Annotated in this window: 12 protein-coding genes and 1 pseudogene; 11 read left to right on the top strand and 2 right to left on the bottom strand. The window is 39.4% G+C overall.

The window, feature by feature from the left end; genetic code table 11:
- Nucleotides 1-273: 273 nt before the first annotated feature.
- The 9 genes and pseudogenes from ATG70_RS15375 (at nucleotide 274) to ATG70_RS15335 (ending at nucleotide 9,682) form a co-directional block, all read left to right on the top strand.
- The gene (locus tag ATG70_RS15375) at nucleotides 274-1,329 is read left to right on the top strand and encodes a glycosyltransferase family 2 protein (protein ID WP_224881968.1); all 1,056 of its coding nucleotides are present in this window, start codon (nucleotides 274-276) and stop codon (nucleotides 1,327-1,329) included.
- Entirely contained in the window at nucleotides 1,289-2,062 is a 774-nt protein-coding gene (locus ATG70_RS15370) for a CDP-alcohol phosphatidyltransferase family protein (RefSeq protein ID WP_098445142.1), read from the top strand. The genes ATG70_RS15375 and ATG70_RS15370 overlap by 41 nt, the downstream gene beginning before the upstream one ends.
- Nucleotides 2,063-2,193: 131 nt before the next feature.
- The gene (gene tagD / locus ATG70_RS15365) at nucleotides 2,194-2,589 is read left to right on the top strand and encodes a glycerol-3-phosphate cytidylyltransferase (protein ID WP_098445141.1); all 396 of its coding nucleotides are present in this window, start codon (nucleotides 2,194-2,196) and stop codon (nucleotides 2,587-2,589) included.
- Between the two features lie 47 nt (nucleotides 2,590-2,636).
- Nucleotides 2,637-4,796, top strand: a complete 2,160-nt coding sequence (locus ATG70_RS15360; RefSeq protein ID WP_098445140.1) for a bifunctional glycosyltransferase/CDP-glycerol:glycerophosphate glycerophosphotransferase — start codon at nucleotides 2,637-2,639, stop codon at nucleotides 4,794-4,796.
- Nucleotides 4,797-4,917: 121 nt separating this feature from the next.
- Complete coding sequence (locus ATG70_RS15355) at nucleotides 4,918-6,120, top strand: CDP-glycerol glycerophosphotransferase family protein (protein WP_179886297.1); 1,203 nt, start codon at nucleotides 4,918-4,920, stop codon at nucleotides 6,118-6,120.
- A 2-nt stretch (nucleotides 6,121-6,122) separates the two neighbouring features.
- Entirely contained in the window at nucleotides 6,123-6,926 is an 804-nt protein-coding gene (locus tag ATG70_RS15350) for an ABC transporter permease (RefSeq protein WP_098445139.1), read from the top strand.
- Nucleotides 6,927-6,941: 15 nt separating this feature from the next.
- Nucleotides 6,942-7,727, top strand: a pseudogene (gene tagH / locus ATG70_RS15345) (teichoic acids export ABC transporter ATP-binding subunit TagH); the annotation flags it as partial.
- Between the two features lie 204 nt (nucleotides 7,728-7,931).
- Nucleotides 7,932-8,975, top strand: coding sequence for a UDP-glucose 4-epimerase GalE (gene galE / locus ATG70_RS15340; protein WP_098445137.1), 1,044 nt, complete (start codon nucleotides 7,932-7,934; stop codon nucleotides 8,973-8,975).
- A 149-nt stretch (nucleotides 8,976-9,124) separates the two neighbouring features.
- The gene (locus ATG70_RS15335) at nucleotides 9,125-9,682 is read left to right on the top strand and encodes a class I SAM-dependent methyltransferase (RefSeq protein WP_098445136.1); all 558 of its coding nucleotides are present in this window, start codon (nucleotides 9,125-9,127) and stop codon (nucleotides 9,680-9,682) included.
- 131 nt (nucleotides 9,683-9,813) lie between these two features.
- Here the strand turns inward: ATG70_RS15335 and ATG70_RS15330 are convergent, their stop codons facing one another.
- Both ATG70_RS15330 and ATG70_RS15325 read right to left on the bottom strand, forming a co-directional pair.
- The gene (locus ATG70_RS15330; protein ID WP_098445135.1) at nucleotides 9,814-11,037 is read right to left on the bottom strand and encodes a DHHW family protein; all 1,224 of its coding nucleotides are present in this window, start codon (nucleotides 11,035-11,037) and stop codon (nucleotides 9,814-9,816) included.
- A gap of 21 nt (nucleotides 11,038-11,058) precedes the next feature.
- Nucleotides 11,059-12,483 (bottom strand): MBOAT family O-acyltransferase, encoded by a 1,425-nt coding sequence (locus tag ATG70_RS15325; RefSeq protein WP_098445134.1) that lies wholly within the window; start codon nucleotides 12,481-12,483, stop codon nucleotides 11,059-11,061.
- 336 nt (nucleotides 12,484-12,819) lie between these two features.
- Between ATG70_RS15325 and ATG70_RS15320 the strand changes: the two genes are divergently transcribed.
- A complete protein-coding gene (locus ATG70_RS15320; RefSeq protein WP_257147718.1) occupies nucleotides 12,820-14,109 on the top strand; it encodes an ABC transporter substrate-binding protein in 1,290 nt (429 codons plus the stop codon).
- 237 nt (nucleotides 14,110-14,346) lie between these two features.
- Nucleotides 14,347-15,627 carry an ABC transporter substrate-binding protein gene (locus ATG70_RS15315; protein ID WP_098445133.1) on the top strand — a complete coding sequence of 427 codons (1,281 nt, stop codon included), beginning with the start codon at nucleotides 14,347-14,349 and terminating at the stop codon, nucleotides 15,625-15,627.
- The last annotated feature ends 61 nt before the right edge of the window (nucleotides 15,628-15,688 follow it).

Here is a 15,688-nt window from a genome sequence, read left to right as displayed (position 1 = left end):
AGTTATAGCGACAGGATCGTTTTAACGTAATGAACCTAGTTTTCTCATTAAATCCACGATCAGTCTTAGCTTTTTTTGACGTGAGAACGTGAAGAATCTAGCAGAGATTGTTCACACAATTGAAAGAAAATAAACTGCTTTTCCCTTATTTTTACAATGATTATTCAATCGAATTCATGTATACTTAAGTATTAGATTGAAAAGATTTATTGAAAAAATAGTCTCATAGAGAGAAAAAAGAGATAAGGCGAAGTTGTGAAGGGATGAAAAGAAATGAAAGAATTGTTCTTTTCCGTGCTTCTCGTCGTGAAGAATGAAGAGAGGTATATACGAAAGTTGCTGGAAGGTGTCTTGCAACAGGAGTTTCCTCAGCATTCATATGAAATTCTAGTAGTTGATGGAATGTCGTCCGATCGAACGAAAGATATTATAGAAGATGTTAGTCTTAAGAATCCGGGAAGAATTCGACTATTTGAAAATCCGAAAGAAACCTTACCTACAGGATGGAATCTTGCTATCCAGAATGCAAAAGGAAAGTACATTTTAAGGGTAGACGGGCATACGATGATTCCTAAAGATTTCCTTAAAGGTTACTATGACTTAATTCAACGCAAGCCAAATATGGACTGCGTAGGAGGCGTTATTCGAACGGAAGGAAAAGGATTTTGGGGAACAATTAATGCGTATGTTTACTCACATCCAATGGGAGTCGGGAACTCAATGTTCCGCATTACAAAAAGCTCCAGCAAATGGGAAGGACTTGTAGACACAGTTCCGTATGGTGCTTACAAGCGTGAAGTATTCCAAAAAGCCGGATTGTTCAACGAAAACTTAAGAAGAAGTGAAGATATAGAATTTCATGCGAGGGTTAGAAATCGAGGCGGAAAGTTTTATTTGTCTAGTGATATTGCTTCCACTTATTTTGCTAGAGATAGTGTGAAGACATTTGTTCAAAAGTCTTACGCAGATGGAAAATGGGGTATTATTGCTTCTAGAAGTACAAAAGGTGTAATGAGATTTCGACAGCTTGCTCCCTTGATGGCATTTCTTACTGGGACAGGTCTTGGAATTGGAGCACTCTTTAATGATGCTTTTTTAATCGGGTTACTCTCATTAGTTGCAATTTATCTGATGATGATCGGTGTTTCTTCACTAGGCGTTATTAAACAACATGGTTTCCGCGCATACTTTCCTACGGTGATGCAGTTCTTTCTGCTCCACTTTTCGAGGGGCCTCGGACTAGTAGGCGGATACTTTAGCAAACAATACTGGAAGGTGAAGACCGGTCATGAAAAATGGGCAAGAATTACTACCGACCACATTTCTTGATAATGAGACGATTCTTTCTTATCGAAAGCAGTCTCAAACTTTAAGTTATAAAGAAGATTTATGGTCATGGTATGTACTGCGGCGAATTTCGATTTATATTACCATTTTGTTTATTAAAATGCGGATAAAACCAAATACGGTAAGCTGGATGAGTGCATTCTTTATGATTATCTCAGGCTTATCGCTAATGCTTGCTACACCTTTATCGATTGTTTTTGCCGCGCTGTTTTATAATATTGGCTATCTCTTTGATTGTGTTGATGGTGAAGTTGCTAGAATTACGAAACAAACGTCATCAAAAGGGTATTATATTGACATTATTATACAAGCTGCAGCATTGCCGGTCTTTTTATCGATGATTTTAACTGTCTTAAGACAAGCTGGGATGCTTGATGTAAATCTACTCGAAATGACAATGATCTATGTGACGATTGTAGCGATTATCATGGCATTACTCGTTCCAATTGCCTACCAGCTAACGAAGTTAACGATGTCGCAATCGACCACTCAGGATCCTGTAAATTCGATTCGAGATGGTTCACTATTTTTTGATATTGTAGCTGTTCTGCTTGGCCTACCTGGCTTTTATGTTACAGCTGTGTTCATTGTTTTTATTGAACAGGTAACAGGCGCAGAGTTTCTACTTTACTATATATCCTTTTTCCTCGCCATGCTTGTGATAAAGACAGGCCTGCGTGTCATTATTACATCACGCTCATTTGATAAAGGATAGACTTGGGTACAAATCTATTATAAAACAAATTAAGCACGCGTGATGTTAAGTATTATTAAAAATTGTAAATTGTATGTTAATTCGTGTCTCGTTAAAAAAACTATTAAACACTAATAACTGGAGGGGTCGAAATGACGAAGGTTTTGACTTACGGTACGTTTGATTTATTGCATTGGGGACATATTAATTTATTAAAGAGAGCAAAGGATCTTGGCGACTATCTGATTGTAGCCATTTCAACTGATGAATTTAACGAACTCAAAAATAAAAAAGCGTATCATAGCTACGAAAATCGCAAAGTGATTTTAGAAGCGATTCGCTACGTAGATGAAGTGATTCCTGAAGAACATTGGGAACAAAAAGTAGACGATGTTAAAAATAACGATGTTGATATTTTCGTAATGGGCGATGATTGGGAAGGGAAATTTGACTTCTTGAAAGATCATTGTGAAGTTGTTTATCTTCCTCGTACGGCAGGGATTTCAACAACAAAAATTAAGAAAGAGCTGCTTGTATCTAACGGCTAAGCAGTAAGAGAATTCGAGAATAAATAGTTGGGGTGCTAGGGATTGTGATGGGACAAATTAGTGTAATAGTAACCGTTTATAATAAAGAAGATTATATTCAAAAATGCCTTGATTCTTTGCTTCAGCAATCGTATCAGAAGTTTGAAATCATCCTGATCAATGACGCTTCAACTGATCGTAGTAAAGAAATCATCGAGCGTTATCATGACCCAAGATTAAGCTGCTATCATTTAGACATAAATGTTGGTGTCTCAAAAGCACGCAATATGGGAATTGACCATGCTTCAAATGAGTTCATTTATTTTATGGACGGTGACGATTACCTGGCCCCATATACACTGGAGCTTCTTCTAAGCAATATTGGAGAAGACCATCTTATTGGCGCGTCTATTTTTAAAGCTGGTAAAATTGGGATCCCAACAGAAATCGGAGAAGATTCTTACCATTTAAGAAGATTAAGAGGCGGTAGGAAGATTAAAGCACTTCGCCGCAGAAGTGCCACAAACTTGTTGATTCGAAAAGACTTTGTTGAATATCACCAGCTTCGTTTCGATGAAGAAGCGACGTTTTACACGGATTTATCATTTTCCATACCTGCGATTGTGAATTCTGAAGAGATTCCGATGATTTCAGGAGTTCCCACATATTTAAAAGGGGAATGTTACGATCCAATTGATCATCCAACTCTAATGTTGCATTCGGTCGAAGAAAAGCTGCCTGACTTATTTTATATTTATCATAAGATGAAACTCTCTTATGGCGAAACGAAAAGCATTAGCCGCTACTTGGACTTGCTTTTGTTGAACTATTACTCAAGAAGTATTACAAATAAAGCAACGAAAGAACCATCTGTTTTATTTGATCATTTTACTGCTTTAAAAAACTGTCTTGCCCTCGTGGCCCCAGGAAGAATAAAGCGCAGGAATTTAGTTGAGCGAAGAGAACATCGCCTCATCCAGAAAGGTAAGAAGGAAGCTGTTCTGAAGTCAATGAAGTTTCGCGTTCGTTTAAGACAGTGGCGAAGAGCGTTAAGGAAAAAGCACTTACTCATGCGTCAGCTCTACCGAACTGTCCTTGTGAAAATGCCAATGAAAGAGCGAAAAGTGTTGCTTGAAAGCTTTGGCGGCAAAGGCTACTCTGATAGTCCTCGCTACATTTATGAAGAGCTGTTGAAAAGCAACCAGAAATACGACTATCTATGGGTTTATGATAAGCAGAAAAAGGACATCCCTGGAAATCCGAAGCAGGTGCGTCGTTTAAGTCCAGCGTATTATTATCATCTGGCAACGGCGAAATACTGGGTTTCGAACGCCAGAATGCCGAATTTTGCTATTAAACGCCCTGAAACGGTGTACTTGCAAACGTGGCACGGTACGCCACTTAAGAAGCTTGCGGCTGATATGAAAGAAGTCCGTATGCCGGGTACAACAACAGAAAAGTATAAGCGGAATTTTTATAACGAAGCCCAAAAGTGGGATTACCTTGTTTCGCCGAATGATTATTCTTCGCAGATCTTTAGAAGAGCGTTCAAGTTTGGAAAAGAAATGCTTGATGTTGGTTATCCGAGAAATGATATTCTTTACCTTCCAGAAGAAGAAAAGAAAAACCGACAGCAGGAAATCAAAACAAAGCTTGGTATTCCGGCAGATAAGAAGGTTATTCTTTATGCGCCAACGTGGCGTGATGATGAGTTTCACGGGAAAGGTCAGTATAAATTTGATTTAAAGCTGAATCTAAAAGAAATGCAGGAGCGCTTAGGAGATCAGTATGTGATTGCTCTCCGAATGCACTATTTAGTTGCTGAGCACATCGATACAACGGGTATGAGTGATTTTGTTTACAACCTTTCTGACTATGGCGATATTGCGGAGCTTTATTTGCTATCAGATGTGTTGATTACCGATTATTCTTCCGTATTCTTTGATTACGCAAACCTGCGCCGTCCTATTCTTTTCTTCACTTATGACATCGAAAAATATCGCGATTCACTTCGCGGATTTTATATGGATTTTGAAAATGAAGCACCTGGCCCATTGTTGAAAACATCAGAGGGCGTTATTGATGCGATTGGAAATCTTGAAAGAATTGAGATCGAGTACGAAAGTAAATTTAATGCATTTTACGATAAATATTGCCATCTTGATGATGGGAATGCAGCTAAGAAAGTGATTAACAGGGTGTTTGAACCCGAAAAAGCTGAAGTGTAGATGCACATTTAAGAAACAGGGTACTGCCGCTGATAAAGGCGAAATGGCACTATCCTGTTTTTTAAAGCGAGAGGGCATTTCAAATGAATATACTATTTGTCGGGAGTAAGGTGTCGATTTCATGAAAAAGCTATTGAAGATGATGAAAATATATCCATTGATGAAGGCATTTAGTCGACTTCTTTTCGTGGCATTAGGTCGGTTTCCTGCAAATAAGCGACTCGTGATATTCGAAAGCTTTTCTGGAAAACAGTATAGCTGTAATCCAAGAGCGATCTACGAATATCTTATCGAGCACAATTATAACCTTGAAATGATTTGGAGCGTTGAAGAGTCACATGCTGATTTATTCCGCAAAAAGGGTATACCTACTGTAAGGCGTTTTTCACTAAAGTGGTTTTACCTGATGGCTCGTGCTCGTTATTGGGTAACGAATAGTCGAATGTCCCTTTGGATTCCAAAGCCATCGCACACCGTTTACGTGCAAACATGGCACGGCACGCCCCTTAAGAAGCTTGCGGGAGATATGGACGAGGTACACATGCCCGGAACAAATACGCTTTCTTATAAAGATAATTTTTATAAGGAAGCGGCGAAGTGGGATTATCTTATTTCACCTAACCGCTACTCAACAGAAATTTTTGAGCGAGCGTTTGGCTTTAAGAAAAACATGATTGAATCGGGTTATCCCCGTAATGATCGCCTGCATCTTGAAAATGATGAAAACGGAATTGCCGCATTAAAAGCGGAGTACAGCATTCCAACGCATAAAAAAGTGGTTCTTTATGCACCGACTTGGCGAGATAATGAATTCTATCAGCCGGGCAAATACAAACATGAGCTAAAATTGGATTTAGATATGTTAAGACGCGAAATCGGCGATGATTATGTTATTGTATTAAGGATGCACTACTTGATTGCAGAGCAATTTGACCTTTCTCCATATGAGGGTTTTGTCTATGATTTATCTGTAGGTGTCGACGTAAACGACCTTTACTTAATGTCAGACGTCTTAATCACGGATTATTCTTCAGTCTTTTTCGATTATGCAAATTTAAGAAGACCGATCATTTTCTTTACCTACGATCTCGCTTCATATCGAGACAAATTGCGTGGCTTCTACTTTGATTTAGAAGTTGAAGCACCGGGTCCTGTAGTGACAACAACGGCAGAAGTGTTAAAGGCCATTCAAACGTTTGAGAATGAAGGTTTTGGCGCATTCGAGGAGAAGTATAACGATTTCTATAATACGTATTGTTACCTCGAAGGAGGATCTGCTACCAAAAAGGTTGTTGACCAAATTTTTGTTAGTGAGGCAAAATAAGCATGAATTCGATGATTGCAGTTTTAAAAGAACAAGTAAGTAACTTTTACTTAATAAATCGACTTTCGGTTTATCAAGTGAAAAGTACAAATAGCAACAACTATCTTGGTATGGTCTGGGAAATTCTCAATCCTCTGTTTCAAATGAGTATTTACTGGTTTGTATTTGGATTTGGGATCCGTAATGGTAATCCTGTCGACGGTGTCCCCTTTGTGCTATGGATGTCTGCTGGTCTTGTAGTTTGGTTCTTCTTTAATCCAGCTGTTATTCAAGGGTCAAAATCGATTTATACCAGGATTTCGATGGTATCGAAAATGAACTTCCCTATGAGTACAATTCCAAGTTTTGTGATCATGTCGGTCTTTTACCAGCACTTGATTCTTCTCGGTATTTATTTTGCAGCCGTGTTACTAACCGGTCAGGGTTTATCGTGGCACTTAATTCAATTGCCTTATTACATGTTTTCATTAATTATTTTAATCTTTGCGATCTCTCTTATTACGTCAACATTATCGACAATTGTGAGAGATGTACACAAAATGCTTCAGTCATTTATACGAATGTTCCTTTATTTAACACCGATTCTTTGGACAATTGATGATTTACCTGGATTTATCCAGGTTGGGATGAAACTTAATCCGCTATACTATATAGTGGAAGGCTACAGAGATGCACTTCTCGGCATGGGCTGGGTTCATCAGACGCTTCAATACACACTTTATTATTGGGTGGTTGTTGTGCTGTTATTGATGATTGGTTCCTACCTGCATATGAAGTTCAAGAGTCATTTCGTAGACTATATTTAATAAGGACTGTCGTTTATGAGCTATTCAGTTAAATTAAATGGGATTACGAAAAAATATAAAATGCACAGGCAGAACTCCGATAAGCTGAAGGACATCCTTCTTCCTGGAGGTTACGGTGAGGATTTTTACGCCATTCGTGACTTAACTTTTGAAGCAGGAGAAGGCGACGTTGTTGGCATTATTGGGGTTAACGGATCAGGGAAATCAACGTTCTCTAATCTTGTTGCCAACATTACTCCACCAACGAGCGGGGAAATTGACGTTAAAGGTGATGTCTCTCTAATCGCCGTTTCTGCTGGATTAAATAAAGAATTAACAGGTCGTGAGAACATTGAGTTAAAGCTTCTTATGATGGGCTATAAAAAAGACGTAATTGAAAAAATGAAGCCTGATATTATTGAGTTTGCCGATATTGGTAAATTTATTGATATGCCTGTTAAAAAATACTCAAGCGGTATGAAATCACGTCTCGGATTTTCGATCTCAATTAGCGTAGATCCGGATGTTCTGATTGTCGATGAAGCACTTTCCGTTGGTGACAAAACATTTGCTGATAAATGTCTTGTGAAGATGGAAGAGTTTAAAGAACGAGGCAAGACGATTTTCTTCGTTAGTCATTCGAATGGCCAGATGAAGAAGTTCTGTAATAAAGCAATCTGGCTTGAACATGGCACGATCCGTGAGTATGGACCGATGAAGGATATCATGCCGAAGTATGAAGCCTTTATTAAAGAATACAAATCGTGGTCAAAGGAAGAAAAACGCCGTTTTAAAGAAGAGGGAATGAAGAAGCAGGAAGGCCTTTTAGCTGCTGATTCAGAACAGAAAGCAGAGAAGGGAAAACGAAAGAAATCCTGGATCCTGTTTTAATCGATTTGCTACCCTATAACAGAATCGCTCTCACTGAGAGCGATTTTTTCATTATACGCCCTGAAATTCTTCGATTGATTGTGATATGATTAGAAGGAATTTTTTGGAGACATTACGAGAAGTGGGGGATTAAGAATGGCTATTTTAGTAACAGGCGGTGCTGGGTACATCGGAAGTCATACATGTGTGCAGTTGCTTGATCACGGTTCTGATATTGTTGTCGTTGATAACTTTTCAAATAGTAAGATGGAGTCGCTTGATCGTGTGAAAGAATTAACAGTGAGAGATTTTCCTATATATGAGGTAGATCTCCTTGATCGTGCTTCGTTAGAAAAGGTATTTGAAGAAAATGAGATTGAAGCGGTTATTCATTTTGCAGGCTTGAAAGCGGTCGGTGAATCAGTTTCCATGCCGCTTCATTATTATCACAATAACTTAACAGGGACGTTCGTTCTGTGTGAAGTGATGGAGAAATACAACGTAAGGAATATTGTCTTCAGCTCTTCGGCAACTGTATATGGGATACCAGACGTGATGCCGATTACAGAAGAAGCGCCGCTAAGTGCGACGAATCCTTATGGCCAAACGAAGCTTATGATTGAACAAATTCTTCGTGATCTTCACGTGGCAGATTCAAACTGGAGCATTGCCCTACTTCGCTATTTCAATCCAATCGGTGCTCACATCAGCGGGCGTATTGGAGAAGATCCGAACGGGATTCCTAACAACTTGATGCCATATATTAGTCAGGTAGCTGTTGGAAAGCTTGAACAGCTTAGCGTGTTTGGGGATGATTATGACACAGCTGATGGTACAGGCGTACGTGATTACATTCATGTTGAAGATCTAGCGAATGGCCATCTAAAAGCCCTTGAGCATATTCTAGGTACGACAGGTGTTGAGGCGTATAACCTTGGGACGGGTAACGGCTATAGCGTGCTTCAAATGGTAAAGGCTTTTGAAGAAGCAACAGGAAAAGAAGTGAAGTATTCGATTGCACCACGCCGTCCTGGTGATATCGGAGAATGCTACGCCGATCCTACAAAGGCTGAAAAAGAGCTAGGCTGGAAAGCAGCGAAAGGCATTGAAGAAATGTGCCGCGACACGTGGCGCTGGCAGTCGGAGAATCCTGATGGGTATCAAGAGGGTCGCATCGAAAGGGGTCAGGTTCGAACCTGACCCCCAACACAAACAACTGTCCCTCTATAAAGGACACTGTAAAGCTCGCTCTTTCATAGAGCGGGCATTTGTGTGTGGATGAAGCATTCTTGTTATAATACCTATAGTGGTATTTAAATATGTGCAGAAATTCTAAGGAGGTTTTCACCATGGCAGGGAAACGATTTAAACCGGGAAAGGCGGATCGACTTCTTGATCCGAAGCGAAAGGAAATAATCTCACCTGAACAAGTTATAGCTTATCTTGAAGTAACGACGACCGATCATGTAGCTGATTTTGGTGCTGGGAATGGATATTTCACCTTACCTCTAGCGGTAGTGGCTGAAAAGGTCTATGCGGTTGATATTGAGAAGCAGATGTTAGATCTTCTTAAAAAACGTGCGATAGAAGTGGAGAATATCGATTACATTGTTAGTAGTCTTGAACAAATTAACCTGGCCGATCAAGTAGCGGATAAAGCTGTTGCTGCTTTTGTCATTCATGAAGTACCTGACCTTAAGAAAGCTTTTCAAGAATTTAAGCGAATTGTTAAGCCGGGGAAGAAAATACTTGTGCTCGAATGGGAAGCCATTGAAATGGAAATGGGCCCTCCCCTTCATGAGCGGATTTCTTCACAGAAAATGAAGGAGATATTTGAAGAGAATGGTCTTGAGGCAGAGGTACATCATTTTCATGAGGCAGTTTATGGGGTAACAACGGTAGTGTAGCGGTTTTTTAGAAGGGGTCAGGTTCGAACCTGACCCCTTCTAAAGACAATCGTTCTCGTAGTGCGAACAAAAAAGCCATCTCTCATTAAATTAGAGAGATGGCTTTTCTGATAATATTTCTACATCAACGGTTACTTTGTTTCTTCTTTCATTGGTGTCGAAAAGCGAAATGATTCACCCTGGAGCATGGCGTCATTGTAAAGAAATAAAACAACATCAAAATCTTTATCCGCAATATATTCGGTTAGAATCTGATCATCATTGTAACGGATATCATAAACAGTCGTATTAGAAAAATGTTGAGCGATGTGAAACGCAATTGGGTTAGCGTAAGAGTCTTTTAAAATCAATAGTCGACTGTCATCTTTCACTGCAGGATTTTCAATGTTAATTTCAGCTGTGTTGTTCATGTAAAGTCCACCAAAATCAACTGGGTTGTTGTCTCTAAAGATGTCTGTGCCATAGACCTGTTTAAATGAGCGGTCTTTACCATTCCAAGTAATTTGATAGCGATCAAATAGATCGTCTTTTGGAAGCATGTGACAGATTTTTTCTCCGGTTGTATCTACGGTTAAATAAAGCTGATTGTTATAGCTTCCTATAAATTGTTTATCGTTTTGACAAGTTAATTCATAGTCACTCTCATCTTCATTTATTGGTGTGTAGTAAGCGGAATTGTTAGAGAGAAGTGAGGCCACTTTTTGATATCCTTCAAAAGCACCATACATGTTCCAATGATGATCCGTTTTAAAGTACCGCTCCTTTAACTCTTCATCCGTATATTCTTCTTTAAATTCTTTCCCTACGTCTACCGTTGGTATGTTTTCGTGATCAAAATTAGAAAAGAAATAGTCTTTCTTTTCTATCCCTTTTCCTTCTTCGATATAAGAGGGTAAAATATCAATCGTATTTACTTTATGAGGGAGTGAAGCAAAATAAACTTCCTTTCCTTCACTTTTCATCGTTGACGCAAATTCGTTCAAGTTCTTTACCGCATCATCAATATGACTAGAAGGCTTGCTGTAGCTTGGTTTAGGAATAATCCAGTTAGCGTCAGATACATAGTAATCAAAAATATACGTTTTATTCGTCATTTGCTGATATTGAAGATAGGATTTCAACCAGATGTTTCGACCTGGAAACTGATCGAGAAAATAGGATTCGAAATCGTCCATGTATTCTCCGCTCGAAACATTTTCAATCGAAAGGTCTGGATTTTGAGCAAGTTCTCTTTTTTCTACATCAGATACTTCAATATCGGCTGAAGCTGTAAGATAGAAGAAAACAATAAAGATAAACGCGAAAAATAATATAATGAGTATCCATTTTCGTGCTTTTTCAATATGCCGAATCATAGCAAAGCTCCTTTATTAGCGTTAAAATCTGAAATAAATAAATGGGTTATAGCTGGAGTTTACAAGTCGAACCATAGCGAAAATCATTAGTGTCATATAGATCGCTGGTTCTGAGAAAAGCGTGACGAACTGCAGACCCTTTATTCTCATCGCAACACGATTGTAAATTCGACCTATGTTAGCGATGAAGGGTGTGCTAAATAGAGCGCCAGCTAAGAATAACACCCAGTTATCATTCAATTGCAAAAGGAACATGGAGTCTATAAATGCAGCTTGATTTAAGCGGAACATCGTTTGCAAATAGTCAAATGAATAGGTAAAGTTATCGGCACGGAAAAAGACCCAGCCGATCATAACAAGAAGTAGGACATAGATATGTTGAAGAGGTGACCATTGTCGACTTAACCACTTGCCAAACCCGAGACTTTCAATAACAATAATCGCCCCGTAGTAAAATCCCCATGCCATAAATGTCCAGCTTGCTCCGTGCCAGAACCCAGTAATTGTCCAAACAATCAAGAGATTACGCACCTGAATCATCTTTCCATGGCGATTACCTCCAAGCGGGATATAGACATAGTCTTTGAACCAGGTTCCAAGAGAAATATGCCACCTTCTCCAGAACTCTGAAATGCTTTTTGATATGTATGGGTATCTAAAGTTCTCCAGAAAATCAAAGCCAAACATTTTCCCAAGACCAATTGCCATGTCACTGTAACCAGAGAAATCGAAATAAATTTGCAGTGTATAGGCAATTACACCAATCCACGCCATCATCACACTCATTTCTCCGGCGGGGGTGCTGAACGCCTGGTCTGCTACTAGGGCAAAACTATTAGCCAGCAGCACTTTTTTTGAAAGTCCAATAATAAAGCGCTTAATTCCTTCATGGACTTTATCAGCCGTAATGGTGCGAGAGTGAATTTGTTGATCAACCGTGTTATACCGAACAATTGGTCCCGCAACAAGCTGAGGAAAAAGAGCTATATACAAAGCCAGTGAAAAAACATTTTTCTGTACGGGTGCGTCTTTTCGATAAATATCGATGACATAGCTCATCGCTTGGAATGTAAAAAACGAAATTCCAATGGGAAGAGGGAGCTCTCCGAGTTCAAAACTTGTGCCTAACAAAGTGTTAACGTTTGTTAAAAAGAAACCACCGTATTTGAAGTACCCAAGAATCGCAATGTTCCCGATGATTGATAAAGTTAGTAGAATTTTTTTCAGTCGCACCTGATTTTGAAAATAATCGATTCCTCTACCAAACCCATAGTTCATTAGGATTGAGAAGAGCATCAGGAAGACGTACTGTGGTTCTCCCCACGCATAGAAGATTAGGCTAGCAATAAGTAATACGATGTTTCGAAAGCTTCTTCGAGCGAAAAAATAAGAAAATAGGACAATTGGCAGAAAAGCAAATAAGAAAACGAGATTACTAAAAACCATATAGTTCCTCCAACTATTAAATAGAATCCATCTATAACTATAGCATTTATGTCATTTTATTTGGTTTGTTTTCAATATTTTACAAAATCTTTAAATATGTTGAGGTGATTTGGTGATATACTAATCGTTTTACCGCGCTTTCATCTATTGATGTAGCTTATAAAAAGCAAGTGAGAATATAAGCAAGCAACAAGAGAAGTTTATAGTAACTATAAAAGTAAACTTATCAGTAAATATTTACTTGACTATTAGGCCTTTGTACCTTAATCTAAAAATATGAATGCGCTTTCATTTTCTTTTTCGGTATTGTTTAGTAAACAAACAGGAGGGGTTAAGGTGAGAAAGGTAATGGGTCGAGTAAGTATTTTACTCATTCTAATGTTGGTTCTCGGTGCTTGTTCTAGTAACAATAGCTCGAGTGAAGGGTCAGGCGATGGAGAGAGCGGCGGAAAGAAAGTTACGGCATGGGCATGGAACATTAATGTTCCGGTTCTAGAAGAAGCGGCTGAGAAGTTTAAAGAAGAAAACCCTGATTTTGAACTAGAAGTTGTGGAACTTGGTCGTGAAGACGTTTACTCGAAATTAACGACTGGGTTGCAAGCTGGAGGGAAAGGATTGCCGGATATTGTTCTTGTAGAGGATGATCGGATCCAGGGTTATATGGAAACTTTCCCTGATGCATTTGTAAATGTATCGGATAAGGGATTTGATGATAGCAAAGAGAGTTTTCCTACTTATAAAACAGACCTTCTGTCTAAAGACGGAGCAATGTATGGTTTCCCGTTTGACGGTGGGCCAACAGGCGTTTTTTACCGCACTGATTATTTTGAAGAAGCTGGTGTAAATCCTGACGATATTAAGACATGGGATGACTTTATTGATGCTGGTAAAAAAATCAAAGAAGCGACTGGAAAAGCGATGCTTGGACTTGATTTGAATGGTGATGATGGTCTTTATCGGATGATGATGACGCAGCAAGGAACGTTCTATTTTGATGATGAGAAGAACGTGAATTTCGCTTCTGAAGAATCAAAGATGGCAGCAGAGAAAGTGAAAATGATGAAAGAAGAAGGCCTAGTGAAAGATACAGTGGGCTGGGATGCCTGGATTAGTGCAATGGCTCAAGGCGATGTGGCAACAGCTCCATCTGGCGCATGGTTAAGTGGGTCAATTACACAACAGGCGAAAGACACAGAAGGTAACTGGGGTGTGTTTAAGCTTCCTGCATTTGAAGAAGACGGAAATCGCGCAGCAAACCTTGGTGGTAGTAACTATGTGATTACAAGTGCGAGTAAAAACCAGGACATGGCGTATGATTTCATGGAATTCTTTACGACTAGTGAAGACGTTCAGTTAACGGCGATGGATAACGGTTTGTTCCCAACGCTGAACACGATTTATGAAAGTGAAGCTTTCACGAAAGATGTGGAATTCTTTAGTAATCAGCCGATCTGGGAGCTATTTGCGAGTGAAATGAATGACATTCCTTCTGTTAACTACACAGGGAATTATGCGCTTGCGAGCGATGAGTCCATTAAAGCGCAATCTGAAGTGATGAACGATAAGAAATCGATTGAAGAGGCGTATAAAGCAGCGGCAGATCGATTGAAGAATCGCATTCAATAATGGTGCGGGGGTCAGGTTCGAGCCAGACCCCTCATAAAGACAAAAGCAAGAAAGTGTCCGTCACAGATGGACACTTTCTTCTTTGTATAAACCTCCATTAATTGGCAGGTAAATAATATAGTAAACTTTTAGTAAACATTTACTTGACTCTGTTTACCTCATCGACTATTCTAATAAGTGTAGACGCTTTCATTACGAATTTTGAAAGTTTTCAGTAATTAATTGGAGGGGTAGTCGATGAAGAAGGTAACGGGACTAGTTAGTATAAGTATGATGCTTGTGTTAAGTCTGTTTCTTGCGGCGTGTGGGAATGGTGGAAGCGAGGACGAAGGTTCAGGTGACAGCAATAAAGTAACAGCTTGGGCTTGGAATATTAACGTACCGGTGCTTGAAAAAGCGGCCGAAAAATTTAAAGAAGAAAATCCAGACTTTGAACTTGAAGTTGTTGAAATGGGTACTGATGATGTTTACTCGAAACTAACAACCGGTCTTCAAGCAGGAGGTAAAGGTTTACCAGATATCGTTCTTGTGGAAGATGATCGCGTTCAAGGTTATATGAGTGCTTTTCCGGATGCTTTTGTAAACGTTTCCGATAAAGGCTTTGATGAAATGAAAGATAGCTTCCCGTCTTATAAAACTGAGCTTGTTTCAAAAGATGGCGCAATGTATGGCTTCCCGTTTGACGGTGGACCAACTGGCGTATTCTACCGCACCGATATTTTTGAAGAAGCTGGTGTAAACGCGGAAGATATTAAAACGTGGGATGACTACATTGAAGCTGGTAAAACCATTAAAGAAAAAACAGATAAAGCCATGATTGGTTTGGATCTTAATGGCGATGACGGTCTTTATCGCATGATGCTCAATCAGCAGGGTACATTCTACTTTGACGATGAGAAGAACGTTGCTCTTACTTCAGAAGAATCAAAAAAGGCAATGGAAGTCCAAAAGGCGCTTAATGAAGAAGGTCTTGTCAAAGAAACAGTTGGTTGGGATGCATGGATCAGTGCGATGACCAGCGGCGATGTGGCTACTGCTCCATCAGGTGCATGGTTATACGGATCCATTACACAACAGGGCAAAGATACATCAGGTAAATGGGGATTAATTGAACTTCCAGCATTTGAAGAAGGCGGAAATCGTGCATCGAACCTTGGTGGAAGTAACTACATGATTCCTAGTGCAAGTAACAATGCGGATCTTGCTTATGACTTTATGGAATTCTTCTCGACAAATAAAGATGTTCAATTATCCGCAATGGAAGACGGCTTGTTCCCTTCATTGAACACGATTTACGATAACGAAGCTTTCACAAAAGAAGTTGAGTTCTTTAACAATCAGCAAATCTGGAGCCTACTTGCTGACGAAATGGATAGTATTCCTTCTGTTAACTACACAGGAGACTATGCCGTAGCGAAAGATGAAGCTGTGAAAGCACAGTCTGAAATCGCAAATGGCAAAGGGATTGAAGAAGCGTTAAAAGCTTCAGAAGATCGTTTGAAAAACCGTATTCAATAAGCTACAGAAATCATCAGGGGTTGATTCATTTCAACCCCTGTCATGCTAAGGTGGGATATTC

Source organism: Bacillus sp. es.036, from assembly GCF_002563635.1.
In the GTDB taxonomy this organism is placed as follows: Bacteria; Bacillota; Bacilli; order Bacillales; family Guptibacillaceae; genus Guptibacillus.
Note: the sequence above shows the minus strand (reverse complement) of the source record. Positions and strands in the feature narration are given on the sequence as shown.